20 protein-coding genes are annotated in these 23,493 nt (G+C 63.7%); 5 read left to right on the top strand and 15 right to left on the bottom strand.

The window, feature by feature from the left end:
- Window positions 1–410: 410 nt before the first annotated feature.
- The 6 genes from XdyCFBP7245_RS03715 to XdyCFBP7245_RS03690 form a co-directional block, all read right to left on the bottom strand.
- Complete coding sequence (locus XdyCFBP7245_RS03715) at window positions 411–1,349, bottom strand: sce7725 family protein (RefSeq protein ID WP_104614434.1); 939 nt, start codon at window positions 1,347–1,349, stop codon at window positions 411–413.
- Complete coding sequence (locus XdyCFBP7245_RS03710; protein WP_158255499.1) at window positions 1,321–2,268, bottom strand: sce7726 family protein; 948 nt, start codon at window positions 2,266–2,268, stop codon at window positions 1,321–1,323. Before XdyCFBP7245_RS03710 ends, XdyCFBP7245_RS03715 begins: the two co-directional genes overlap by 29 nt.
- 44 nt (window positions 2,269–2,312) lie before the next feature.
- On the bottom strand, window positions 2,313–5,000 hold the full coding sequence (aceE, locus tag XdyCFBP7245_RS03705; RefSeq protein ID WP_104614432.1) for a pyruvate dehydrogenase (acetyl-transferring), homodimeric type: 2,688 nt from the start codon (window positions 4,998–5,000) through the stop codon (window positions 2,313–2,315).
- A gap of 597 nt (window positions 5,001–5,597) precedes the next feature.
- Window positions 5,598–6,599: an arabinogalactan endo-1,4-beta-galactosidase gene (locus tag XdyCFBP7245_RS03700; protein WP_104614431.1), complete on the bottom strand. Its 1,002-nt coding sequence runs from the start codon at window positions 6,597–6,599 to the stop codon at window positions 5,598–5,600.
- A gap of 463 nt (window positions 6,600–7,062) precedes the next feature.
- Window positions 7,063–8,385 carry an XVIPCD domain-containing protein gene (locus XdyCFBP7245_RS03695; protein WP_104614430.1) on the bottom strand — a complete coding sequence of 441 codons (1,323 nt, stop codon included), beginning with the start codon at window positions 8,383–8,385 and terminating at the stop codon, window positions 7,063–7,065.
- The gene (locus tag XdyCFBP7245_RS03690; protein ID WP_170068488.1) at window positions 8,382–8,981 is read right to left on the bottom strand and encodes a hypothetical protein; all 600 of its coding nucleotides are present in this window, start codon (window positions 8,979–8,981) and stop codon (window positions 8,382–8,384) included. The genes XdyCFBP7245_RS03695 and XdyCFBP7245_RS03690 overlap by 4 nt, the downstream gene beginning before the upstream one ends.
- 296 nt (window positions 8,982–9,277) lie before the next feature.
- Between XdyCFBP7245_RS03690 and XdyCFBP7245_RS03685 the strand changes: the two genes are divergently transcribed.
- The 4 genes from XdyCFBP7245_RS03685 (at window position 9,278) to XdyCFBP7245_RS03670 (ending at window position 12,791) form a co-directional block, all read left to right on the top strand.
- A complete protein-coding gene (locus XdyCFBP7245_RS03685) occupies window positions 9,278–11,230 on the top strand; it encodes a SpoIIE family protein phosphatase (RefSeq protein WP_244907758.1) in 1,953 nt (650 codons plus the stop codon).
- On the top strand, window positions 11,227–11,658 hold the full coding sequence (locus XdyCFBP7245_RS03680; RefSeq protein ID WP_104614428.1) for an ATP-binding protein: 432 nt from the start codon (window positions 11,227–11,229) through the stop codon (window positions 11,656–11,658). The genes XdyCFBP7245_RS03685 and XdyCFBP7245_RS03680 overlap by 4 nt, the downstream gene beginning before the upstream one ends.
- Window positions 11,655–12,074 carry an STAS domain-containing protein gene (locus XdyCFBP7245_RS03675; protein ID WP_104614427.1) on the top strand — a complete coding sequence of 140 codons (420 nt, stop codon included), beginning with the start codon at window positions 11,655–11,657 and terminating at the stop codon, window positions 12,072–12,074. Before XdyCFBP7245_RS03680 ends, XdyCFBP7245_RS03675 begins: the two co-directional genes overlap by 4 nt.
- 93 nt (window positions 12,075–12,167) lie before the next feature.
- Complete coding sequence (locus XdyCFBP7245_RS03670; protein WP_104614426.1) at window positions 12,168–12,791, top strand: HAD hydrolase-like protein; 624 nt, start codon at window positions 12,168–12,170, stop codon at window positions 12,789–12,791.
- A gap of 697 nt (window positions 12,792–13,488) precedes the next feature.
- Here XdyCFBP7245_RS03670 and XdyCFBP7245_RS03660 read toward each other — a convergent pair.
- The 9 genes from XdyCFBP7245_RS03660 to mdcA all read right to left on the bottom strand — a co-directional run bounded on the left by XdyCFBP7245_RS03660 (window position 13,489) and on the right by mdcA (window position 22,232).
- Window positions 13,489–14,208 carry a GntR family transcriptional regulator gene (locus tag XdyCFBP7245_RS03660; RefSeq protein ID WP_104614425.1) on the bottom strand — a complete coding sequence of 240 codons (720 nt, stop codon included), beginning with the start codon at window positions 14,206–14,208 and terminating at the stop codon, window positions 13,489–13,491.
- 79 nt (window positions 14,209–14,287) lie between these two features.
- Window positions 14,288–15,643: an SLC13 family permease gene (locus tag XdyCFBP7245_RS03655; RefSeq protein WP_104614424.1), complete on the bottom strand. Its 1,356-nt coding sequence runs from the start codon at window positions 15,641–15,643 to the stop codon at window positions 14,288–14,290.
- 87 nt (window positions 15,644–15,730) lie between these two features.
- Window positions 15,731–16,651, bottom strand: a complete 921-nt coding sequence (mdcH, locus tag XdyCFBP7245_RS03650) for a malonate decarboxylase subunit epsilon (RefSeq protein ID WP_104614457.1) — start codon at window positions 16,649–16,651, stop codon at window positions 15,731–15,733.
- A gap of 166 nt (window positions 16,652–16,817) precedes the next feature.
- Window positions 16,818–17,687 (bottom strand): triphosphoribosyl-dephospho-CoA synthase MdcB, encoded by an 870-nt coding sequence (gene mdcB, locus XdyCFBP7245_RS03645; protein WP_104614423.1) that lies wholly within the window; start codon window positions 17,685–17,687, stop codon window positions 16,818–16,820.
- Window positions 17,684–18,325, bottom strand: coding sequence for a malonate decarboxylase holo-[acyl-carrier-protein] synthase (mdcG, locus tag XdyCFBP7245_RS03640; RefSeq protein ID WP_104614422.1), 642 nt, complete (start codon window positions 18,323–18,325; stop codon window positions 17,684–17,686). Before mdcG ends, mdcB begins: the two co-directional genes overlap by 4 nt.
- Window positions 18,326–18,327: 2 nt before the next feature.
- Window positions 18,328–19,032, bottom strand: coding sequence for a biotin-independent malonate decarboxylase subunit gamma (gene mdcE / locus XdyCFBP7245_RS03635; RefSeq protein WP_104614421.1), 705 nt, complete (start codon window positions 19,030–19,032; stop codon window positions 18,328–18,330).
- On the bottom strand, window positions 19,023–19,925 hold the full coding sequence (locus XdyCFBP7245_RS03630) for a biotin-independent malonate decarboxylase subunit beta (protein ID WP_211287635.1): 903 nt from the start codon (window positions 19,923–19,925) through the stop codon (window positions 19,023–19,025). Before XdyCFBP7245_RS03630 ends, mdcE begins: the two co-directional genes overlap by 10 nt.
- 333 nt (window positions 19,926–20,258) lie before the next feature.
- Window positions 20,259–20,576: a malonate decarboxylase acyl carrier protein gene (gene mdcC / locus XdyCFBP7245_RS03620; protein ID WP_104614419.1), complete on the bottom strand. Its 318-nt coding sequence runs from the start codon at window positions 20,574–20,576 to the stop codon at window positions 20,259–20,261.
- 9 nt (window positions 20,577–20,585) lie between these two features.
- Window positions 20,586–22,232: a malonate decarboxylase subunit alpha gene (gene mdcA, locus XdyCFBP7245_RS03615; protein WP_104614418.1), complete on the bottom strand. Its 1,647-nt coding sequence runs from the start codon at window positions 22,230–22,232 to the stop codon at window positions 20,586–20,588.
- A gap of 188 nt (window positions 22,233–22,420) precedes the next feature.
- On the opposite strand from mdcA, the gene XdyCFBP7245_RS03610 reads away from it, so the two are divergent.
- Window positions 22,421–22,963 (top strand): PadR family transcriptional regulator, encoded by a 543-nt coding sequence (locus XdyCFBP7245_RS03610; protein ID WP_104614417.1) that lies wholly within the window; start codon window positions 22,421–22,423, stop codon window positions 22,961–22,963.
- Window positions 22,964–23,493 lie beyond the last annotated feature (530 nt).

Below are 23,493 nucleotides of genomic sequence, written 5' to 3'. Positions count from 1 at the left end.
CGCATCAGGCACTGAAGATGATGACGCCTGACCAAGCCTATGCCGCTACATTAACCACCTGACCTGTGCAGAAACCGATGGGTCATTACATCTGAGCAGTATCCGCAACCGATTGGATGGCAATGTATCTCGTTCCAACAGTCTCCGGAAGTAGCGCATCAAGAAGCGAGCGCTTCTCGGAAACCGCGGAAGAGAATATGTCCCAGTCTCGCTCGAGTAGCTCCAAGAGGTGCTCCCCATCTGCGGACTCCTGATATAGCGAGAGGAGGATAGAAAAATCACTACTCAGCTCTGAACACTCAACAAGAATTGCACGCTGTGTAGTGCATCTGTCGCAGTAACCCAGCTCAGTACTCTGCCTTGCAACTTTCTGGGAAATAGCCGAATCCCGGAAGCAAAGCATGCAGCACTTAGCCATGGACAACATCCATCATCAGCTCGATATGGTGTTGCATGCTGAGCTTCTTGACATAACCCAATCCAGGATAGTGCCCCCGATCATGAAGGTCCAAAAACTCAAGAACCGCTTTAGTCTTCATGATCTTTGAATTGACTTTTCTAACTGCTTTTGCAAGCTTCCCCAACGCCTCACTGAATTTTCCGGCAGGATCCGCAGGCGTCAAATTTGAATCAGAAACGAAGTGGCGAATAAACATTGACGAGTCATTATCCTCATCCACAAAAGTCAGGTGAATTGCTACCGCATATGCAGGCCCACCTCCCTCCGAATACTCATCACCTACAGTGAGAAAGTCCCCGAACCCCTGCATCCCGTCATCCTGGTAGGTTATATGGAGATCAGAAAAATGCTCAATGTTCGGATCTAGGTAATCCGAATTCTTCTTTTTTCGAAATCCATCTCGAATCAGAATTCTATCCGCGCCTCTGAAATTCCTACGGTACAGAGGGCCGGAGTCTTTTGTATCAACGAACACGTTGGGGTCGAAGCTCGCCCCAGCCGCCTCCGCTCTCGCACGCATAATTGAAGCATCGGTCGAACGATCATGGAGCAACGGTAGCTTAGCCGCTGATAGCTCTACTGATTGATCTTCGACCCCTTGAGCTCGGTAGATCCAAGACAGCCCTTCATAGTTACTAATAAGCGCAGAGATACTACCCATAAAATCTTCCGGGAGGCCACCCTTCAGCATTCCGCACCCGGGATTCGCAACAATGTACGCCCGCCCCCCCTTATCTTTCACTTCTGAGAGGCAACGGAGCATTGAGCCGGCATCATTCTTTACCGGTTCAATGACGGGGCAAAACCCTGCTCTGGCTAGAAGCTCCGCATTCTCTTTGACGCAGATTAGCTCGTACTGCTTACCTCGGAAATACGGGTGATAGCTCATTCTGAATTCCCCCTGTGACGTCCATTTCGAACAGCCTAATTAACCTTGCGATCTGAGTGTGTGTCAAGTCCTGAGCCATCGCTGAGGCGGCGAGAGACATGGGCAGCCCGCTCACGAGGCTCCCCTTCTTGGCAGATCGCCGACGCAGTCGATTCGCCACGAACGAATTCAGCTCGATGAGCCCAACTCCCTGGCAAGCAGCGAGAGCCTCCTGGTATAGCCTTGTATTAGGTATACACGCAGATGTTCGACCATATGCATCGATCAACTCGACTAACTCTCTACGCCGCAGGAGCGCGAGCATATCGGATCGCACGAGACAGGAATCGAACTTTTCCGGCGCGCGTATCGTATGCAATTGATACCTATCTGTAAGAACATAGACTCCAATCTCTCTTCCAGTTGACCTCTCAACTGCAGAAGCATAGCGATCGCTGGTGACAACAGACACCTCCCGGCAGGCATGCTGATAGGCACTTACCTGGGAGGGAAGTCGCGCCAATTCATCAAAATCAGTCTTTATTTCAAATGCATTTATACAGTCTTTCGCGAGAAGAACATCTAACTTTGCGCCGGCGATTCTGACCTCAAGAAACGCAGCCGTCGCAGCCAGTGAACTCCTACCTAGGACCAACTTCTGAATTACTGCGTTCTTGTAGAAGTATTCGACGCGTTGATTCTTGAAACAGTACTTGAACGCATGCTCATAGATGCTGGAAAGTGTCGCACCTTCATTCAAGTGCCCATTTGATTCCAAAGACCTAAGAACAGCCGAAAGCTCCATTGGCAGCCATCCATTGGCCAGCTCCTTAAGAACTCTGCTCGAGAAAATCCGGCGAACAAGAATTACGTCTGCACACGAAAAATCAACGCGACTACCTGCTCGAGCCGGATTATTCATCTCCTCTTTTTGTTTCATCAGTACACCAAAAAGAAGAGGGGCCGACGCCCCTCCTATTTCCATCAAACCCCAACAGGATTCGCCTTCTCAGGATCAATCTTGTACTGCTTGATCGCCCGAGCAACGTCCTTGCCGGTCATCTTGCCATCCTTCGCCAGCGCGGCAATCGCCGCGTGTGCGATGTAGTAACGGTCGACCTCGAAGAAGCGGCGCAGGTTCGCACGCGTATCCGAGCGACCGAACCCATCCGTGCCGAGGACGGTATAGGTCATCGGGACGAAGGCGCGGATCTGGTCGGCGAAGGCGCGTACGTAGTCGGTTGCGGCGATGGCCGGGCCCTGGCGGCCTTCCAGCAGCTGGGTGACGTACGGCTTGCGCTGTTCGGCTTCCGGGTGCAGGCGGTTCCAGCGTTCAACGTCGAAGCCGTCGCGGCGGACTTCGTTGAGGCTGGGGCAGGACCAGATGTCGGCGGTGACGCCGAAGTCCTTGTTGAGCAGCTCGGCCGCAGCAATGGCTTCGCGCAGGATGGTGCCGCTGCCCAGCAGCTGCACGCGCAGCTCGCCCTTCTTGGGCTTGCCGGCGTCGGTGAGCAGGTACATGCCCTTGATGATGCCTTCGGCTGCGCCGTCCGGCATGCCGGGGTGGGCGTAGTTCTCGTTCATCAGGGTGATGTAGTAGTACTCGTCGATCTGGTCTTCCATCATCGACTTCATGCCGTGCTGCATGATGACGGTGACTTCGAAGCCGAAGGTCGGGTCGTAGCTACGCACGTTCGGGATCGAGCCGGCGATGACCTGGCTGAAGCCGTCTTCGTGCTGCAGGCCTTCGCCATTGAGCGTGGTGCGGCCGGCGGTGCCGCCGAGCAGGAAGCCACGCGTGCGCATGTCTGCTGCCTGCCAGGCAATGTCGCCCACGCGCTGGAAGCCGAACATGGAGTAGTAGATGTAGAACGGCAGCATCGGCACGTCGGACACCGAGTAGCTGGTGCCGGCGGCCATCCACGAGGCAATCGCACCCGGTTCGCTGATGCCCTGCTGCAGCACCTGGCCGGTCTGGTCTTCGCGGTAGTACATCAGCTGGTCGGCGTCGACCGGCTTGTACTTCTGGCCGAACGGGGCGTAGATGCCGATCTGGCGGAACATGCCTTCCATCCCGAAGGTGCGCGCTTCATCGGCCACGATCGGCACGATGCGCGGGCCCAGTTCCTTGTCGCGCAGGGCGATGTTGAGGCTCTGCACGAAGGACATGGTGGTGGAATAGCTGCGCTCGCCGCTGTCCTTGAGCAGGCGCTCGAACTTGTCGAGCGTGGGCGCGACGAAGGACTTGCTGGCCTTGGGACGGCGTGCGGGCAGGAAGCCGCCCAGCACGTTGCGGCGGTCCTTCAGGTACTGCACTTCCGGGGAATCGTCGCCGGGGTGGTAGAACGGCACCTGGCCGTCTTCCAACTGGGCGTCGGTCACCGGAATGTTGAAACGGTCGCGGAAGTGCTTGACCGCCGCGTCGTCCAGCTTCTTGGTCTGGTGAGTGGGGTTGAGCGCCTCACCGGCCGAGCCCATGCCGTAGCCCTTGACCGTCTTGGCCAGGATCACGGTGGGCATGCCCTTGGTGTTCACGGCCTGGTGGTAGGCGGCGTACACCTTGTGCGGGTCGTGGCCGCCACGGTTGAGGCGCCAGATGTCGTCGTCGGACAGGCCGGCCACCATGGCCGCGGTCTCCGGGTACTTGCCGAAGAAATTCTCGCGGGTATAGGCGCCGCCGAAGGCCTTGCAGTTCTGGTATTCGCCGTCGACGGTTTCCATCATCAGCTTCTTGAGGACGCCGTCGGTGTCCTTGGCCAGCAGGGCATCCCAGTAACCGCCCCACAGCAGCTTGATGACGTTCCAGCCGCCGCCACGGAACACGCCTTCCAGTTCCTGGATGATCTTGCCGTTGCCGCGCACCGGGCCGTCCAGGCGCTGCAGGTTGCAGTTGACCACGAAGATGAGGTTGTCCAGGCCTTCGCGGCCGGCCAGCGCGATGGCGCCGAGGGTTTCCGGCTCATCCGACTCGCCGTCGCCGATGAAGCACCACACCTTGCGGTCGGACTTCTCGATGAGGCCGCGGTTTTCCAGATAGCGCATGAACTGCGCCTGGTAGATGGCGGCCAGCGGGCCCAGGCCCATCGACACGGTGGGGGTCTGCCAGAACTCGGGCATCAGCCACGGGTGCGGGTAGGAGGAGATGCCCTGGCCGTCCACTTCCATGCGGAAGTTGTCCAGCTGGGCCTGGCTGATGCGGCCTTCCAGGAAGGCGCGGGCGTAGATGCCCGGCGCGCTATGGCCCTGGACGAACAGCAGGTCGCCCGGGTGGCTGTCGGAGGGCGCACGCCAGAAGTGGTTGAAGCCCACGTCGTACAGCGTGGCGCTGGACGCGAACGAGGCGATGTGGCCGCCCAGGTCACCCGGCTTGCGGTTGGCCCGCACGACGGTGGCCATGGCGTTCCAGCGGATGATCGAGCGGATCTTCCACTCCAGCGCGGAGTCGCCGGGGTTCTTGGCCTCGTTGGCCGGAGAGATGGTGTTGACGTACTCGGTGGTGGGCGAGAACGGCAGGTAAGCGCCGGCGCGGCGGGTCTGTTCGACCATGCCTTCCAGCAGCTGATGGGCGCGCTCCGGGCCTTCGACGTCGATGACGGCCTTGATCGATTCGAGCCACTCCTGCGTCTCTAGCGGGTTCGGATCGTTGTGCAGCACTTCGTTCAACCAGTTCATTAGCGCTCCCGGGGGGACACACCCCGCGGGTGTGTCGACATCGTGAATTCGTGAACCCCCAAGTGTACCGCACGCACCTGTTGGCATTCCTCGCTACGGGTGCGTATGGAATGGGATGGTGTGTGCGTGCGTGGGGGGATGGCGGGTGCTGTGCACACGGGCGCGGCCGGTGTACGACCAAAGGATGAGGGGCATGGACGGGTGATGCGCACGCGGCCGTTGCCGCTCGGGCACAGGCGGAATGCACCCACACACGTGCACGTGTTTGCAGGAGCGCACCTGGGCGTGATGGGCCTTACCGGTAACGCCACAGTCGCGCCCCGGTGCGCTCCTACGGATGTGCGGGATGGACGCGGTCTGCTGGTGCGGCAGGCTGGCGTCGGTAGGACGTCAAGCCATCGGCATTGGTGGGTAGCTACCGTCGATGCAGCATTTGCGCTGCGCAGCTGGGTACGCGTGTAGGGCCGACCATCCCGTAGGAGCGCACCTGGGCGCGATGGGGCTTTACCGGTAAGACCCGTCGCGCCCGGGTGCGCTCCTACGGTGGGTGGGGTTTGGCGGGGCTGGAGGGCCCCGCCGTGTTCGCTGGGATGCCGGTCAGAACGCCTGCAGCGCTTCGGTGAGTTGGCCGTTGTTGTTGACCGCGCCCATGGTGTAACCCTGCCAGCCCGGGTAGGCGTTGGGTTCCCAGTAGAAGACGCCGAGCATGCGTGAGCCGATGGCATTGCTGCGGCTGAGCAGGTCGGTGAGCATGGAATGGGTGGTGGTTGCCTGCTGCCAGTCCATGCCGACCTCGGACACCACCACGTCGCTGCCGTAGCGCTTGATCATGTCGCGCATGTTGGTGTCCAGGCGGTTGTTGTAATCCTGCCAGCTGCCGACCGGCGGGTAGTGCGACATGCCGATGACGTCCCACTTGCCGCCCGCCGAGCGCAGGTTGTCGAAGAACCAGCGGAAGTTGGCGTTGTCGTAGCCGTTGGCCAGATGCACGATGACCTTGGCGTTGGGATACACCGCCTTGGTGGCGTTGTAACCGCTGTTGATGAACTGCCCCAGGTTGGCGAAGTTGGGCGTCTTGCCCTGGTCCCACAGCATGCCGCTGTTGATCTCGTTGCCCACCTGCACCCAGGTGACGGTGATGCCGTTGTCCTTGAGATATTTGAGGATGCCCTGGGTGTGGTTGTAGACGTCGGTATTGAGCTGGGCAACGGTATGGCCGGCCCAGGCCGCCGGTTTGTTCTGCTTGCCAGGGTCGGCCCAGCTGTCGCTGTAATGGAAGTCGATCATGATGCGCATGCCCTGCGCAGTGGCGCGCTTGGCCTTGTCGAGCGTATCGCGGCCGTCGTTCCAGCCATCTTTCGGGTTGACCCACACGCGCAAGCGAATGGCGTTGCCGCCGACATCCTTGAACAGCTTGATGAAGTCGGTGGTCTTGTTGGAGGCATCGCGGAAGACCTGCGGCGGATTGTTGGCTGCCTGCTGATTGAGCCAGCTGACATCGGCGCCTTTGGCGATGCCCTGCGCGCCGGCGCTCATGCAGACCAACGACAGCAGCAACACCAACAACAGGCGGCCGTAACGCGTACTCAACACACTCATGAACCCTCTCCCTTGATCGATGGATATCGCGCCAGATGGCGCCGTGCCTGATCCCCTGATTGCGATCCGCGTGGTGTGGCGTGACAGACGATTCAAGTCACGACCAGCGACACTGCGAAACGCTGGCGATTCAACCACCCGCGTTTCGATTGGTCGAGGTCGCTATAGCTCAGCTGTGATGTCGGAATATCTCCGGGCGCGAAGTGCTTGAATTTGCGAGTGCGCCCGATGTGCGAGAGAGTTTTGTTGTGCGCTTGCAGCAGAAAAGTGGTGTCTGGTTGCGCAAGACACAACAAACGCCGGGCAGGCCGGCGCTTATGGCTGGAGCGTTATAGAACGTCGCGAGCGTTTTTCAGTGGGGTGTGTACATCGCACACCGATCGACGTACATGCGTTGCACATGCGGTAGCGAACACCGACTGCGCCCGCCTGGCGGTGAGCGCAGTTGGTCTGTGAGCTGCGCTCAGCTCATTGCACGCGCGCCCTGCTGTTGCTGCTGGGTCTGCGCCTGCTGCTGTTCCAATGCCACCGACTGCCGCGCAGCGTTGTCGGCCACGCGTTGGCTGCTCTGTTCGAGCGGCGTGTTCATGGCGGTCATGGTGTCCACACTCACGCGCAGCTGCGCCGGGTCGTCCACACGGCCCTGCACCGCAAACGTGCGCGCGGCATCCGGGCTCATCATCACCGCATCGATGCGCTGGCCGCCGGCCGCGTGCATTTCCGAAGCGAGCGAGCCAGACAACTGCGCACTCCGATGATCGGGGCTGCGCCCCGCGCGTGCATCCTGCGCATGCACGCCACGTTGCGCATCCTGGAACAAGGGGTTGCCCACGTGCCCAGGTTGATCGATACGCAACGAGGTGCGGTCGTTGCCATGCTCATGCGCATCGCGCTTGGCCGGCTCACCTGGAGCGAGGGGGCCGCGAACGGCGTCGACCACATCCTGCCCAAGGCCTGGTGCACCACGCGTCAGGATGGTGGTACCGGTACGCAACCCGTTCACGTCGCTGCGGTATTCCTCAATCATCCGCGCGTTCTTTTCGGCGAGCGGACGTGCGTTGGGATCGGTGAGCGCGGAATGCTCTCCTAAAAAATTGCCAAGTTTGTGCGCACCCAACGAGGCCGTAGCTGCCATCAGCGGATCGTCGGGAATCAGGAAGTTGGCCTTGCTGTTGCTATAACCGCTCGCGCTCAAGGCGAGAATTTCAGTGGGCTTGGCATAAATGCGCACCTGACCGAAATGCGGTGAGGCCGCACTGACCGGGTCGGAGGCCATGACGTGATTGACCACGCTGTTGCCGCCTTCCGGGATGCGATAGCTCAGGCTGGCGGCACCGTACGCGTTGAAGGTTTCGCCCTTGAGGTCGTAATGGTGCGCGGAGATCTGTGCGAGTGCGCCGCCGAGCGAGTGACCGGTGACGGTGACTTGGGGTGTCCGCCCTTCTTCCTTGCCGATTTCCTTTGCGTAATCCAAGGCATGTTTGGTCAATGCCAATGCATCGGCAGCCTGCGGATTGGTCCGCGAGGTGACCATGGTCGCATCGGTGAGGATGTCATTGGCTGCACCCTCGGTACCTCGGTGCGCAACCACGATCTCGCCAGTGCCCTGGCGTTGATAGATCGTGCCCTGGTAGCCATTCGACTTGTTATTGACGTGTTCCAGAACAGCGTAGCGCTGCCCTTCGATCGTGACGATCTCTTCGTGTCCAGGGGCGCGACGGCCTACTGCACGATCCTTGTAGACGTCGTCGGAGAGACCGGCATATTGCGGAGACGGGATGGTCATGGCGCAACTTCCTTGGCGGCCAGCGTGATGGTGAAGAGCTTGTCGCGAATCTCTGGCTTGAATTCCTCGGCAGCGTGCTTGCCCATGTCCGGGAAGTTGCTCATTTCAGAGCGCGGATAACGCTCGCTCCAGTAGTACTCCGTTGACGCCTGCTGCGCCGTCACCGTTTTGGCTTCGATAAACGACAGGAAGCGCGTCTCTTCTTCCGCGCCAGTCGCCTTGAGCATCACGCTGGCGCCACTGAATTCCCAATGGCAGACGCCGCGACCGTAATAGTCTTCGTCCTGCATCAGGTCCAGATAGACGGTGCCGCGATATTCGGTATCGGACACCTTCTTCAGCGCGACGTCTTCCTGGCTGGTGATGCGGCCGGCGGTGCCGGTCTCCGGCTGGATCTTGCCGCACTCGGCTTCGTTGCTGACGTCGTACTGCGCCGCGGCCTGCACCAGGCCGAACGTGCCAGGCGCGTTGTTCAGGGTGAGCGTGACCTCGAACGCCTTGCGCGGACCGGGATTGACCTTGGCAAGGCCGCGGCCGCCCGCCTCGACGTTGGCTTCTGCAGCGGCCTCGGTGGCGGGGGATTGGGTCTGGGTCATGCTGGTCTCCGGGGCGCTACAGGCCGTAAGCAATAGGGCCAGCAGGCTTGGGGTCAGAATCTGGCGCAAGGCCGGCCTCCGTGGCAGTTGGGCAGCCAATCTAGTCCGCTTGCGTTCGGGGGGTCAATCGCGGCGGCGTGAGGATGAGGCCGCTGCCGGCGATTGTGGATGTGCGCAAAGCTGCCATGATCGCGCACAGCCATCGCCAGGGAGTGCGCGCCATCGTTACCCGCCCACCAGCGCCCGCGCCTCCCGCACCGGCCGCCCCGCGCGTGCACTGGCGCAACAGCTTGCGGATGCGGGTGATGCTGGCGGCAACGGCGGTGCTGGTGGTGTTGCTGGCAGCCCTGGGGACGGTGTTCTACCTGGGCGCACGTGCGGAGTTGGTGGGCGCAGCGCGGACCGAGGTGGACGGGTTGACCGAGCAGACCGCGCGCAGCCTGGCGGCGACGCTGGATTCGGTGCAGGTGAGCGGGCGCACGCTGGCGGCGAGCAGTGGCGCGGTGGGATTGCAGCCGTTCAACCTGCGCGCGTTGTTGCTGGCTACGCTCAGTGGCGACCCGGATATCGGTGCGGCGCGGTTGATCATCGAGCCGCGAACGCAAAAAGCGGGCGATACGGGCTTTGTCTGGTACGTGCATCGCGACGGCACGCGCACCGTTGAAAAGTCGGTGAACGAGCTGGGCTACGACTATCGCGCGATGCCGTGGTACCTGCGCACGCAGCGCGAAGGCCGTGCGTGGTGGTCCGAGCCTTACCTCAACAGCAATGGCGGCAGTGCGCTGTACACCAGCTACAACCTGCCGCTGCGGCGGCCGGGCGATGCGCCCGACGCGGCGCCCGTGGGCATGGTGAGCGTGGATCTGCCGCTGCAGCATCTGCGCCAGATCATCGACCAATTGCCGCGCGATATCGGTATCCAGCCGATGCTGTTGTCGCCGGAAGGCCTGCTGGTGTTCAGCCCCGACCCGGCGCTCAACCTGCATCACACGCTGGACGCTTATGTGACGCGCTCGCGGCCGGATCTGCGGCCATTGCAGCGGGCCGTTGCGGCCGGCCAGCCGATTTCGTTCTCGCACACTGCGCCGGATGGCGAGCGCTTTCTGACCCATAGCGCGGCCGTGGGGCACAGTGGTTGGACATTTGTGCTGTCTGCTTCGGAAGGCTATGTGTTGTCTGGTCTGAATTGGCTGGCGGCATGGGTGGCCGCAGCCGCATTGGTGGGTGCATGCGTGTGGTGGTGGTTGATGGGGCGGATCACGCGCAAATTGACGCGGCCGATCGAGGAGTTGACCGATACCGCCGAGCATTTCCGCCGTGGCGAATTCGAATACCCGCTGCGGCACATCGAGCGCGATGACGAGGTGGGGGTGATGGCGCGCGCGTTCGACAGCGCACGCGATGCGATCCGTCACCATATCGCCGAGATCGGCGAGATGACCGCCGCGCGCGAACGCATGCAGAGCGAGCTGCAGATTGCGCGCGAGATCCAGCAGGCGATGCTGCCGTCCGGGCGCACCTTCGACCGTGCAAGTTCGCATCTGGAAACCTGCGCCTGGCTGGAGCCGGCCAAGGCGGTGGGCGGCGATTTCTACCACTTTGTCGAAACCGAACCCGGGCTGCTATGGTTTGTGGTCGGCGATGTGTCCGACAAGGGCGTGCCGGCGGCGTTGTTCATGGCGCGTGCGGTGAGCGTGCTGGAGATCGCCGCGCGCCGGCACACGCGCCCGGACGGCATTCTGATCGCCGCCTCCACGCGGCTGGCCGAGAACAACGACACCTGCATGTTCGCCACCGTGCTGTGCGGCCTGATCAATGTGGTGAGCGGCGATTACTGGCTGGCCAGCGCCGGGCACGAGCCGCCGCTGTTGATCGACATCGACGGCACGACGCATCCGCTGCCGCTGGAAACCGGCCCGCCGCTGGGGATCGAACCGCAGACCTCGTTCCCCGTGCTGCAGGGCCGGATGACCGCAGGGCAGACCTTGTTGGGGTACACCGACGGGGTGACCGAGGCGATGGACGAGCACGGCGCAAGTTATGGGCTGGAGCGGCTGCTGGCCACGCTGCATCCGCGCCGCAGTGCGGCGGCGCAGTGCAAGGCGGTGATTGCCAACATTGCGCGCTTTACCGGCAACGCCGATCCGTACGACGACATCACCCTGCTGGCGATCCGGCTGCGCCAGGAGCATGCTGGGCGGGTCGCAGAGACCGGCCGGGGCGTTCCCGGAGAGGCAACCAGCCCATGAAGTTCGATCTGGCCATTGCACCGTCGCTGGCCCAGTTGGCCGGCGCCAACGACGCGCTGGAAGACTCGCTCACCCGTGAGGGCCTGCACGCCGAGCGCATCGGCCAGATCCGGCTGATCGTGGAGGAGCTGGGCTGCAATGCGCTCACCCACGGACAGTGCGCCGAACAGCCGCTGCGGTTGCAGCTGCAACTGGACGCCCAGGCCCTGGTGCTGGAAATGCACGACCCCGGCAGCGCATTCGACCCGTGCGCTGCGCCCATGCCCGATGTGACAAGCGAGCTCGACGATCGCCAGATCGGCGGTTTAGGCTTGTTTCTGGTGCATCAGTTCGCCGATCACATCGACTACCGCCGCGATGGTGCATACAACATCGTGCGCGTCACCCTGCTCCACCCGTACGCCCCTGTCCCCGAGGCTTTGTCATGACCACGCTCGCCATCCAGATCGACCCGCCGCAAGACACCCGCCAACGCGTCATCCTGACCGGGCGGCTGGACACCCACACCTACCAGGACCTGGACACGGCGCTGTCGCCGTTGCTGGGCACCCGCATCACCACGCTGGTGCTGGACCTGTCCGCGCTGGAATACATTTCCAGCGCCGGCATCCGCTGCATCTTCAAGGCGCGCAAGGCGCTGGCCACGCACCATGGCAAGGTGCTGGTGACCAACCCGCAACCGCAGATCCGCAAGGTCTTCGACATGGTCAAGGCGGTGCCGCTGAGCGATGTGTTCGCCTCCACCGAAGAACTGGACGCCTACCTGGCCGCAATGCAGCGCAAGGTCATCGAACAAAGCGCGCAGGGCGATGCGCCCATCGTGTCGCATTTCGCCGAAGCGTAAGCCGCATCGCCTGCGCGCACACGTGGGGACGTGTGTGCGTGCGGCGTGCGTGCGCGCTTGCTTAGGCTATGACGCCCCATTCGCTGCGCCGCAATGCCTGCACTGATCATTTTCGATTTCGATGGCACCCTGGCCGATTCGTTCGGCTTCTTCTTGAGCACACAGCGCGCACTAGCCGCGCGGCATAGCTTCCGTGCGGCAGAAGCGCATGAAGTGGACGCCGCGCGACGGCTGACCACGCGCGAGCTGCTCAAACAATCGGGTCTGCCCGCCTGGCGGGTGCCGCTGGTCGCAGCCGACTTCATCCGCCTGATGCGCAACGCGCCACCGGCTGCGTTATTTCCCGGCATTGCACAGACTGTGAGCGCGCTGCATGCAGGTGGCACGCGCCTGGCGGTGGTGTCGTCAAACGCGGTGGACAACGTACAACGCGCCCTGGGCGAAGAACTGAGCGCCAAATTCGCCATCATCGAAGGCGGCGCGCATCTGCTGGGCAAACAACGCGCACTGCGCCGGGTCTTGCGCGCGACCTCACACACCCCAGCGCAGGCAGTCTATGTGGGCGACCAGGTCGCCGACTGGGAAGCGGCGCAGGTCCTCGGCCTGCCGTTTGCCGCCGTCGCCTGGGGCTACGCCCACCCGGACGTGTTTGCCGGGCTGGCCGGAACCTCGCTGATCGAACGGGTGGACGATTTGCTGGCGTTGGGGATGCGTTAGCGACGGCAAAGCGCAGCAGCGCTTCGGGCGCCTTCTCACACAGATGGGGACGTAGCACCTGCTTGCGTTGAGCGGCAATCGGCACACTGACATCTCCTTCCACGGCCCAGCTCTGGCGCTCGCTGATGTTGGTGTTTGCCGTGGTGAGCAGGCGCTGTTGTTCTTGCTGTTGTTCTTGCTGTTGTTCTTGCTGTTGTTCTTGCTGTTGTTCTTGCTGTCGCTTCACCCAAGTCGCCTTAAAGCAAGCCGAGCACCGGAGTCATGTGTGGCCGAAGAGGCGCCCTTGTTTGAGCGAAGCGAGTTTGGGCGCCGTGCCGCGCATGACGAGGAGCGCAGGGGACCGGCGCGGCCGTATCGCGCCGGATTGCGTCAGGCGACAGCGGTTTTGGTGACTTTTGCCAAGACAAAAGTCACCCGCGCCCGGAGGGCGCGGAAGCCTTTGACTTCGCTGTGGCTTGAGCGCTGTGGCTTGAGCGCAGACGCTTGAAAGCTGTGCTTCAAATTCCTGCATGGTCTACAGGTGCACCTGTTGGAGATCACCGGCAACCGTACCCTCATCCGCCCTTCGGGCACCTTCTCCCGGAGGGAGAAGGATGAGCATGCAGCGAGCTTTTAGCCGTACTGCGCGTGGCACGGAGGGAAACGGTTGAACACTGCAACGTGCGCCGCATGACATCCGGAAACCACGCGCGAACGCCTACACCCCACCGGAGCTCGGCAACGGCGCCGGCACGTTCAACATCCCGCCCGCCGCCACGTAGGCCGCCAGCGCCTGGCCCTGGCTCAACAGATGCCCGTGCATGGTCCGCTCCGCACCTTCTGCATCGCCGCGCCGCACGCAGTCCATCAACTGCCGATGCTCGGCCAGCGACTGCGCCATCCGTCCCGGCGTCAACAACTGCCGGCCGCGGTGCATTTTCAAGATGCGATGCAAATCGTGGGTCACCCGGATCAACCACGGATTGCCTGCGTAATGCTGCACCGTTTCGTGGATCAGGTAATTGTTGCGGTAATACTCGGCCAGATCGCCGGAAGCGGCAGACGCTTCCATCGCCGCATGCAGCTCTTCCAGCCGCTGCACGCCGGCCGCATCCAGACGCTTGACCGCGTCATGCGCGCAGCGGCCTTCCAGCATCGCCATCACCGGGAACAGCTGGTTGAGATCTTCCAGCGTCAGCCGCGTGACCCGGCTGCCGCGGCCTGCATCCAGTTGCACCAGGCCTTCGGCCGCAAGCAGCTTGAGACTTTCGCGCAGCGGCGTGCGGCTGATGCCGAGTTCTTCGGCCAACGCCGGCTCGTCGATCCACTCGCCCGGCGGCAACGCGTAGTCGTAGATTTTCTGCCGCAGGCGCTCGGCCACTTCCTCGTACAGCGGCACGCGCTTCTTGGCACTGCGCGAATCAGGGGCGAGGGTCATGGTGGGCAGGTCATCGGCAGTGGATCGGGGGCGCCCATTCTACGGGCGCGCCCGCCGACCCTGCCCACCAGCGCCATCGTCACAGCCAACCCGGCACCACGAACAGCAGCCACGCCGCCAGCGGCCCCAACAGCACCACCAGCCCGCTGTAGACCAGAAAACGGCGGAACAGCCCATCGCGTTCTTCCTTGGCCGCCGAGGCCACCACCAGCGCGCCGTTGGTGGAAAACGGGCTGACATCCACGATGGTGGACGACACCGCCAACGCGCAGATCACCCCGGCCGCACCCAGCTGGCCCTGCATCAGGAACGGCACCGCCAGCGGAATGGTGGCGCCCAGCACGGCCGCAGACGATGCGAACGCAGACACGATGCCGCCCACGTAGCACACCAGCAACGCGCCCAGTAACGGCATGCCGATATGCGACACGCCGGTGCCGATGTAGTCCACCGCGCCGGCCTTTTCCAGCACCGCGACATACGTGACCACACCGCTGATCAGCAGCACCGTGGACCAGCTGATGCCATCCACCGCGCCCTTTTGTGCATTGGGCGAGATCAACGCCAGCGCCACGGCGACGGTGATCGAGACCAAGCCGACGTTGAGGTTGTAGACCAGCGCCGCAACGCCCAGCCCCAGCAGGCCGACCAGCGTGATCACGCGATCGCGGGTGATGGACACGGCCTCCAGCGCCAGCGGGTCGGTGGACAAGGTGCCGCCGCCGGCCGCCACCAGTGCGCCATGGCCTTCGATGGAGAAGCGTCGCTGCGATGCTTGATCGCCACTGACCGGCACGTACTGCGCATCGGCCAGCGACACCTCCTGCCGACGCATCAGCTTGAGCCCGCCGAAGGCGCAGAAGCAGATGATCGCCATCATCAGGTTGAATCCCAGGCTGGTGAGAAACACCGCCATCTCGGTGACGTCCAGCCCGGCCTTTTCCACCACCTTGTTGGTGATGCCCCCATACACGCTGATCGGCGAAAACCCGCCGCCCTGCGCACCATGGATGACCAGCAAGCCCATCATCAGCGGGTTGATGCGGTATTGCTTGGCAAAACGCAATGCCACCGGTCCGATGATGGCCACCGCCGCCGGGCCCAGCGCACCGAAGGCGGTGAGCAGGCCGGTGATGACGAACATCACCCACGGGATGGCCACGATATGCCCGCGCACCGCGCGTACTGCCCAATGCACCAATAGATCGATGGTGCCATTTTTCTGCGCGATGGCGAACAGATAGGTGATGCCGACCAGGGTCAGGAACAGGTCGCCGGGAAAGCCGGCCAGCACCTCCTTGCCGTCCAGCCCCACCCACACGCCACCGACGATGAACGCTAGCGCGAAAGCCACCGCGCCCATGTTGATGGGCAATGCGGTAGCGACGATGAACATGATCACCAAGCCAAGAATCGTTGCAATTTGCGGGGTCATGCGCCCTCCCAGACACCTGATACGCGTACAGCACGGATGGCCACCCGCCATCCAAGGGTCACGCCGTGTACGACACCTGCCTGATGGTCATGCCGCGCGTTCGCACGCGGCGTTGACCCACTCCACCACCCCTTGGGTGCTGTGGAAATCGTCGACCGACCGCGCTTCGCAGCCCGGTACGATCTCGCGCGCCATGCGCGCCAATGCGCTACCGGGGCCGAGTTCGAGAAATACACGCGCACCGCGTTCGGCGGCCTGCACCAGCACGTCGTGCCAGCGCACGGTCTGCGCGATCTGTGCAGCCAGGCTGTCGATCACCTGCGGCGGCGTGGCGACGGCACGTGCGTCGATGCCGGCAAGCACGCGCAGCGTGGGGGCGCGAATGGCCACCGTGTTCAACGCGGCGGCGAAGGCATCGGCGGCCGCGCGCAGCCACGGCGTATGCGCAGGCACGCTGACCGGCAGCACGGTGACGCGCGCGCCGCGCGCCTGCGCATCATCGCCGAGCCGCTGCAATGCCGTGCGTGGTCCGCCGAGCACGGCTTGGTCGTCACCATTGATGATGGCCACTGCTGCACCATGCGTGCTGCAGAGGGATTCCAGCGTGGGCAGCGGCAGGCCGATCACCGCCATCAGCCCGGCATCCTCGGGGCTGGCCGTATCCATCGCGCGCGCACGGGTGGCCGCAAGGTGCAGGCAGGTCTGGATATCGATGCTGCCGGCCACCGCATGCGCCGCCAGCTCGCCGACGCTATAACCCAGCACCAGCAACGGCGTCGGCAGGTGTTCGCGCAGCACCTGCCATTGCGCCAAGGTGCCTGCGCAGACCAGCGGCTGTGCGACGGCATTGGCGTAGCGGCCAGAATCTGCGGCGAGGGTTTGCGGAGTGGAGCCAAGCACCTGGCCGGCAGCCGCGAGCACCGCTGCCGCGGCGGGCGCATCGGCGATGCGGGCGAACATGTCGGCGTGCTGGCCGCCTTGGCCTGGGCAGAGGATGGCCAGGGTCATGGCGTTGGCCGCGTGCATGCGCTGGCGCGACTGCGGCAGGAACTGCACATCTGCGCGCTAAGGGCAACGGTGTTCAATACCGCTGCTGTGCGAAGTGAGGCATAGATGCGTTGCGTGTGCGCGCAACCTGCTTCTGCAGCCACAGTGACACTGGGCGCGCGCCTGCTCACAGCGTCTCCTGACGATGCAAAAACCACGCGCAGGCCAGCAGGTCCGCGCTGCCGCCGGGACTGAGCCGACGCGCCACGAATTGTTTGCCGATCGACGACAGCCGATCGCGCCAGCCCGGTTGCGCAATACCGCCGTCATCGAGAAAGCGCCGCGCCTGCGCTTTGGCATACGCCAGACCGTCTGCGCCGCCACGATGCAGCAGATTGAGATCGTCGACATGCGCGACCAGTTGCATCAAGGTCTGCGCGAGTGCAGCGTCCTGCGTGGCGCCAGTGCCCAACGCGGCGCGCAGGCTCGGCAGCGCGATCTCGCGCAGTAGCGGGTAGCCGGCTGCGGCCTGCTCGCGAACGCCAGCCACCTTGTACTGCGCGCGCATGCGCTGGCCGTTGCTGCTTGGGTCCAGCGGCGCAGCGCGCAACGCCGCGCTCCACACTTGCACCCCGTTGCAGACCGCGTCGGCAGATGGCCGCTGGCCGTGCGCGGCGCGCAGACGTGCGGCCTGTGCGGTGAGCAGGCCAAGGCTGAAGATCGCGCCACGGTGGGTATTGATGCCCCCGGTGGCGCGCAGCATGGCCGCCTCGGCCGCGATGCCCAGGTCGCGCAGCCGTGCAAAGGGTGCGTTGTCGCTGCCGGCCTGTGCGATGGCAATAAAGTAGCCGCGCAATGCGAACAGACTGCGCAAGAACGTGGAGGCATCCATGTCGATGTGGCTACCGCTGTCGAACGGCGTCACCAGCCCGGGCTTGGGCGCGCAGGCCAACTCCGCATGCAGCGTGCCGACGGCGAGCCGGCCGAGCCGGTGCGCAACGTCGCGCGGCGCTGCGCGCGAGTCCACATGCTGCAGGTGTTGGACCTGCGCGCTCATGCCGCGCTCCTTAACTGAAACAACGCAGCGCGCGGCAACAAGCAGCAGCCGTTGCTGGATTTGACCAGCACCTGCTGCGCGTCACTGGCGTACTCGCGCCAATTCACCGCGATGTCGTTGGGCAGCAGCAACTCGCCATCGACACGCATGCCATGGCGTTGTTCCCAGCGCTGCAACAAGGCAACCACTACTTGCGCCTGCTCGGGCGTCTCGACGGACCACAGCAGATCCAGATCCGATTGCGCGTGCACATAGGTCAAGCCCGTCAACGCTTGCCACGCGAAGCTGCCGAACACGCGCGGCTGCAGTGCATCAGCCTGCGCTTGCGCGCGCAATACCTGCAGCGCGGGCTGCAACTCGCCGGGTGCGTGCGCGATGACCGCATCCAACGACAGGGGCTCACTGCAGCGGGCGATTTCCACAACGTTGGCACGCAAGGCCAGACGCTGTTTACCTTCGGCGGGCGGCAACGGCACGCCCAGGCGCACGCTGCCCGGCGCCTCGCTGCCGTCGCCACGCGCCACCACTGCCGGCAAGCCGGCGGCAAACCACTGCTGCAAGCGTGGCTGCGCACCGGGCGTGTGCGCCTGCCAGTGCGCATCGTCGCGTAACCACACCAGGGCGTGGCGGCTGGCCATTCTCAGGCCTCGCCCGCTGCCACGGCGGCGGCAACCTCGCGCGCCAGCGTGCGGCCGCCGCGTTGCGCGCCGAATGCGCGACGCTGGTCGCCATCGACGGGCGCAACCAATGCATCGAGCAGCGCCTGCGCCAGATCGCCATCCCACAGCGATTCCACCGCGCCCATGCGCACATAGTTCTCCACGCCCGGCGCGAACACTGGCGAGCTTTTGCTGAGCGCCTGCAAGGTGTCCACCGATTGCTTGGTGACACGGGCCATGGCACGCAGATCCATCACGCGCACCTGCGCATCCGGCAATGCATGGATGCGGTCGGCCATCAAGCCGAACGACAGAAATCCGCCGCTCACCGCTTCGCCATACACCAGTGTGACCAGCCGCGCGCCGCGCCTGCGCGCCAGATCCAGCGCACGCGCCAGATGCGCGAAATAGCCATTGATGCCGAGCAATTCATCGCGACGTGCCAGGCGTTGCCCGGCGGTGTCGGCCAGCATCACGATCGGCCGCTGCGGATGCGCGCGGGTGCTGGCCAACACAGTGGCGGCCAGGGCCAACGCATGGTCCACGCCCACTTCCAGCTTGTTAGCGGTGCCGATCACCGTGACCTCGCCTGTGGCCGTGGTCGCGCTGCCGGTGAGCACATCCTCATTGCGCGCGATGGCGTGGCCGAGCGGAAACAGCTGGTCGAGCAGTTGGCTCAGCTCCATGGTGTGCTCCGATCTGCAGTGGCCGCGAGGAAGGCGTCGGTGTCCAGCAGCGGCAGCCGCTGCGGATCGGCGATGCCTTGGCGCGCCCAGATGTCCAGGCCGTCGCGGCAATCGCCATAGGCCTCGATGCGCGCAGACAGTTGCTGATGCGCCTGCTCCAGGGCCTGCAGCGCGGCATCGCTTTCGGGTTCGACAAGTGTGTCCAGCGTGACGGCCGCTGCATCGGCAAACGCGGCGATGCGGTCGGCCGCAAAAGTCTGCGCGTCGCCCAGCAGATAGCGGTGTTTTCCGCCGGTCACGCGCCAGACCAGAGCGCGGTCGCGGGCGTCGAACTCTTCCACCCCGCGTACGGTTTCGATCACGTCCGGACCGGACAACGACAAGCGGCCTTCTTCGGACATGATCACCGCGCTGCAGCAGCGCGCCACGATGCCCATGCCGCCGAATGCGCCATTGCCGCTACCGATCAACGCCAACACCGGCACGCCGGACGCGCGCGTATCCAGCGTGGCACGCATGACTTCGGAAATGGCGATCAGGCCGGCATTGGCTTCGTGCAAGCGCACGCCGCCAGTGTCGAGCAATAACAGCACTGCTGCCGGATGCGTGGCTGCCGCGCGCTCGAGCAAACCGGTGAGCTTGGCACCGTGCACTTCACCCACGCCGCCACCCATAAAGGCGCCCTGCTGGGCAGCGATCAACACGCTGCGGCCACGCAACGCACCCTCGCCCACAACGATGCCGTCGTCGAAGGCGCCCGGCACGTCGAGCTGCGCCAAATGCGGGCTGACCAGGCGGCGACGCGGGCCGACGAATTCGCGAAAGCTTCCGGCGTCCAGCAGCCCGTCGATACGCTCGCGGGCATCGGCTTCGTAATAGCTGCGCTCGGCCATGGGAATGGTAGTGGTCATACGCGACTCCGGATTTGTGCTGTAGAAGCGCGCCTGGGCGCGACCGCGGCGTTACCGGGAACACCCGTCGCGCCCGGGTGCGCTCCTACGCAGGTGTCTGTGCGATGCACGAGGCTCATGCGGCATCTCCTTGCAGGACATCGATCGCCTGTTCCAGACGCAAACGCACCACTGCCGGCGTTGCGCCAACATCTACGCGCCTCCGGATTTGTGCTGTAGGAGCGCACCTGGGCGCGACCGCGGCGTTACCGGGAACGCCGGTCGCGCCCGGGTGCGCTCCTACGCAGGTATCTGTGTCTGTGCGATGCACGAGGCTCATGCGGCATCTCCTTGCAGAACATCGATCGCCTGTTCCAGACGCAGACTCACCACTGCCGGCGTTGCGCCAACATCGTTGATGCTGATGCGCACATCACGCAGCGGGTGGCGCGCGGCGAAGTCGCCCAGCACCGCCTGCCAGATCGTGCCGAAGCCCCGGGCCGCCGTGAGGATCTCGATTTCCATCGCGCCGCCGAGCGGCACGCGCTCGACCAGCACTTCCAGGTTGCCGGAGGCGACCACGCCGACCAGCGCATGCTCCAGACCGGTGCGCGCACCGTGCTGGCCGTCAAAGCGATATCGCAGGGTTTCCATTCTGAGCCCTTACCAATTGCGGAAACGTTTCGGCGGGTCGTACAACCCATCAGACCAACGCACCAAGTCCTTGACCGTGCGCGCGGCAAGCAGATCGCGCGTGGCATTGCGCGGACGGATGCCCAGATCTTCCGGCCGCTTGATCACCCCGCGATCGCGCAGGTTTTCCACCATGCGTTTGTCACGTCCGAGACCCACGGCGGTGTAACCGGACACGCCGCGAATCGCCTGCTCGCGCTCTTCCAGCGTGCGGCACAACAACAGATTGGCGATGCCTTCTTCGGTCAGCACATGGCTGACGTCATCGCCGTAAATCATCACCGGCGGCAGCGGCATGTTGGCGCGCTCGGCCAGTTCCCAGGCATCGAGCTTGTCGACGAACGCCGGCGCCATGTGCTCGCGGAAAGTTTCCACCATCTGCACCACCAGCTTGCGCCCGCGCGGCATCTCGCCCGGTCGTGCGGCCTCGCGCCCGGCCTTGAGCCAGGCAGCGCTGGCATGGCGACGACCGCGCGCATCCGAGCCCATGTTGGGCGCGCCACCAAACCCGGCGATGCGGTCGCGCGTGGCAGTGGAGCTATTGCCCTGCAAATCGATCTGCAGGGTGGAGCCGATAAACATGTCGCAGGCATATAAACCGGCGGTCTGCGACAGCGCGCGGTTGGACCGCATGCTGCCGTCGGCACCGGTGAAGAACACATCCGGGCGCGCGGCGATGTAGTTCTCCATGCCCAGCTCGGAACCGAACGAATGCACCGACTGCACAAAGCCCGATTCGATCGCCGGGATCAGCGCCGGATGCGGATTCAGCGCCCAATGCCGGCAGATCTTGCCTTTCAACCCCAGCGATTCGGCGTAGGTGGGCAACAACAATTCGATGGCGGCCGTGTCGAAGCCGATGCCGTGATTGAGCCGGTCCACACCGTACTCGGCGTAGATGCCCTTGATCGCCATCATCGCCATCAACACCTGGATCTCGGAGATCAACGCCGGGTCGCGGGTAAATAAGGGTTCGATGTAGTTGGGCTTGGGTGCTTCGGTCACGAAGTCCACCCAATCGGCCGGAATATCCACGCGCGGCAAGGTGTCGAGGATTTCGTTGACCTGCGCGATCACGATGCCGCCCTTGAACGCGGTGGCCTCCACAATCACCGGCGTATCTTCGGTGTTGGGGCCGGTGTAGAGATTGCCGTGGCGGTCAGCGGCCTGGGCGGTGATCAACGCGATGCGCGGAGTGAGGTCGATGAAATAGCGGCCGAACAATTCCAGATAGGTGTGGATGGCGCCGATCTCGATGCGGCCTTCGCTCACCAAGCCAGCCAGACGCGCGGCCTGCGGGCCGGAGAACGAAAAATCCAGACGTTTGGCGATGCCGCGCTCGAACACATCCAGGTGCGAGGCCAGCGACAGCACCGACTGCACCATGTGCAGCTCGTGCACGCGCGCGGGGTCCACCTCGGTGAGGCAGCGCGCCAGGAAATCGGCCTGCTTCTGGTTGTTGCCCTCCAGGCACACGCGGTCGCCGGGCTCGATCACCGCCTCCAGCAGCGCCACCACATCGTTGGCGGCCACCACGCGGCCCTGCGGCGCCAGCGCGGCGGCACGCTGCAAGCGCCTGCGCCGGCCTTCGGCCTGGGTGTCCCACTGTCGACTCATCGCATTGCCTCACCGGGCCGAGCCCGTAATGTTGAAGTAATTACATCGTAATTATGGAAAGAGGTGCTGTCTAGACGCGTTGCAGCATCGGTGGATGACGTGGCGACGGACGGTCAGCAATGCGACAGCTAAGTGCTTGCGGCCGCCCGCACTTCGATATATCGTTTTTGCATGCTTCGATATATCGAATGAAACCCAACCCTCGCCACCATGCGGTCTTGACCGATCTGGATGCCGCCGACGGTAACGTCTCCGGGCGCGGCAGCGCGCGCATCCGGCCGCTGGGGCATGGCGATCTGCGCCTGCTGCTGCTGGCCTTGATCGAACAGCACCCACGCCACGGTTACGAGTTGATGCGGCAGATCACCGCGCTGTTCAAAGGCCTGTACACGCCCAGCGCCGGCGCGATCTACCCGGCGCTGGCGCAGCTGGAAGCCGATGGCTGGGTGAAGACCGATCTGGAACAGGGCCGCAAGCGGTATCGGATCACCGACGCCGGCCGCAGCTACGCCGGCGATCAGCGCGACGCCCTGGATGCCGCACTGGCGCGCACCCATCGCCGCGCACGCGAGCTGATCAAGGCGCAGACGCCCGCACCCATCCGCGAGGCAATCCACCGCATCAAGCACGGCCTGTTTGCACGCCACGGCCAATGGAGCGAAGCAGACATCGAACGGATTGCCGCACTGCTCAACGCCGCCGCCGACGGCATGGAGCAGGACGAGCACTGAGCGGTGTTGCAGCGTCGACGGCAGCCGTTGGCCGTTGTTGCGATGTTGCGATGTTGCGACAGCGAGTCTGCTGGCCGGTTCTGTTGATCGGTCGTTCTGTTGAGTTGATTGGCTGCTCTGTTGATCGGAAGTTCCGTTGGGTGTTCGTTCCGTCGCCCGATGTTGCGAGCGTTGCTAAAGCCCCTCTCCCCTCGGGAGAGGGGTTGGGGTGAGGGTACGGCGCGAAGCTTCATGAACATTTCAACCACACAAGATGTCGCTCAACTTCCTCCACCTACAACTACGCGTCACCTTCTCCAGCTGCAGGAAGAAACACCTCGAAGCGGGAAGAAAAACAGCGGTGTCTTGGCAATCAGCAAGTTTTAGACCGGTAAAAAGCAGCAAAAAATCGTCAACTAGACATGGACAGCGCACCCAGAACCAGAGCCTACGAGGACTACATACAGCACCGAGCACCTGCGGCCCCCGCCTGGCACTGAGCGCAGTCGTCGTGTTAGCCGCTCTGAGCTATCCATCGTGTCACCGCCGTA

Origin of the sequence: Xanthomonas dyei, from assembly GCF_002939865.1 — a bacterium.
GTDB classification, from domain to species: domain Bacteria; phylum Pseudomonadota; class Gammaproteobacteria; order Xanthomonadales; family Xanthomonadaceae; genus Xanthomonas; species Xanthomonas dyei.
Note: the sequence above shows the minus strand (reverse complement) of the source record. Positions and strands in the feature narration are given on the sequence as shown.

Excerpts from the sequence above, each read along its gene's own strand:
- XdyCFBP7245_RS03710 (WP_158255499.1), bottom strand. The coding sequence starts at position 2,268 with ATGAAACAAAAAGAGGAGATGAATAATCCGGCTCGAGCAGGTAGTCGC.
- mdcE (WP_104614421.1), bottom strand. The coding sequence starts at position 19,032 with ATGGAGCTGAGCCAACTGCTCGACCAGCTGTTTCCGCTCGGCCACGCC.
- mdcB (WP_104614423.1), bottom strand. The coding sequence starts at position 17,687 with ATGAGCGCGCAGGTCCAACACCTGCAGCATGTGGACTCGCGCGCAGCG.
- mdcC (WP_104614419.1), bottom strand. The coding sequence starts at position 20,576 with ATGGAAACCCTGCGATATCGCTTTGACGGCCAGCACGGTGCGCGCACC.
- XdyCFBP7245_RS03670 (WP_104614426.1), top strand. The coding sequence starts at position 12,168 with ATGCCTGCACTGATCATTTTCGATTTCGATGGCACCCTGGCCGATTCG.
- mdcA (WP_104614418.1), bottom strand. The coding sequence starts at position 22,232 with ATGAGTCGACAGTGGGACACCCAGGCCGAAGGCCGGCGCAGGCGCTTG.
- XdyCFBP7245_RS03675 (WP_104614427.1), top strand. The coding sequence starts at position 11,655 with ATGACCACGCTCGCCATCCAGATCGACCCGCCGCAAGACACCCGCCAA.
- mdcG (WP_104614422.1), bottom strand. The coding sequence starts at position 18,325 with ATGGCCAGCCGCCACGCCCTGGTGTGGTTACGCGACGATGCGCACTGG.
- mdcH (WP_104614457.1), bottom strand. The coding sequence starts at position 16,651 with ATGACCCTGGCCATCCTCTGCCCAGGCCAAGGCGGCCAGCACGCCGAC.
- XdyCFBP7245_RS03630 (WP_211287635.1), bottom strand. The coding sequence starts at position 19,925 with ATGGCCGAGCGCAGCTATTACGAAGCCGATGCCCGCGAGCGTATCGAC.
- XdyCFBP7245_RS03715 (WP_104614434.1), bottom strand. The coding sequence starts at position 1,349 with ATGAGCTATCACCCGTATTTCCGAGGTAAGCAGTACGAGCTAATCTGC.
- aceE (WP_104614432.1), bottom strand. The coding sequence starts at position 5,000 with ATGAACTGGTTGAACGAAGTGCTGCACAACGATCCGAACCCGCTAGAG.
- XdyCFBP7245_RS03685 (WP_244907758.1), top strand. The coding sequence starts at position 9,278 with ATGCGGGTGATGCTGGCGGCAACGGCGGTGCTGGTGGTGTTGCTGGCA.
- XdyCFBP7245_RS03695 (WP_104614430.1), bottom strand. The coding sequence starts at position 8,385 with ATGACCATCCCGTCTCCGCAATATGCCGGTCTCTCCGACGACGTCTAC.
- XdyCFBP7245_RS03655 (WP_104614424.1), bottom strand. The coding sequence starts at position 15,643 with ATGACCCCGCAAATTGCAACGATTCTTGGCTTGGTGATCATGTTCATC.
- XdyCFBP7245_RS03690 (WP_170068488.1), bottom strand. The coding sequence starts at position 8,981 with ATGACCCAGACCCAATCCCCCGCCACCGAGGCCGCTGCAGAAGCCAAC.
- XdyCFBP7245_RS03680 (WP_104614428.1), top strand. The coding sequence starts at position 11,227 with ATGAAGTTCGATCTGGCCATTGCACCGTCGCTGGCCCAGTTGGCCGGC.
- XdyCFBP7245_RS03660 (WP_104614425.1), bottom strand. The coding sequence starts at position 14,208 with ATGACCCTCGCCCCTGATTCGCGCAGTGCCAAGAAGCGCGTGCCGCTG.
- XdyCFBP7245_RS03700 (WP_104614431.1), bottom strand. The coding sequence starts at position 6,599 with ATGAGTGTGTTGAGTACGCGTTACGGCCGCCTGTTGTTGGTGTTGCTG.
- XdyCFBP7245_RS03610 (WP_104614417.1), top strand. The coding sequence starts at position 22,421 with ATGAAACCCAACCCTCGCCACCATGCGGTCTTGACCGATCTGGATGCC.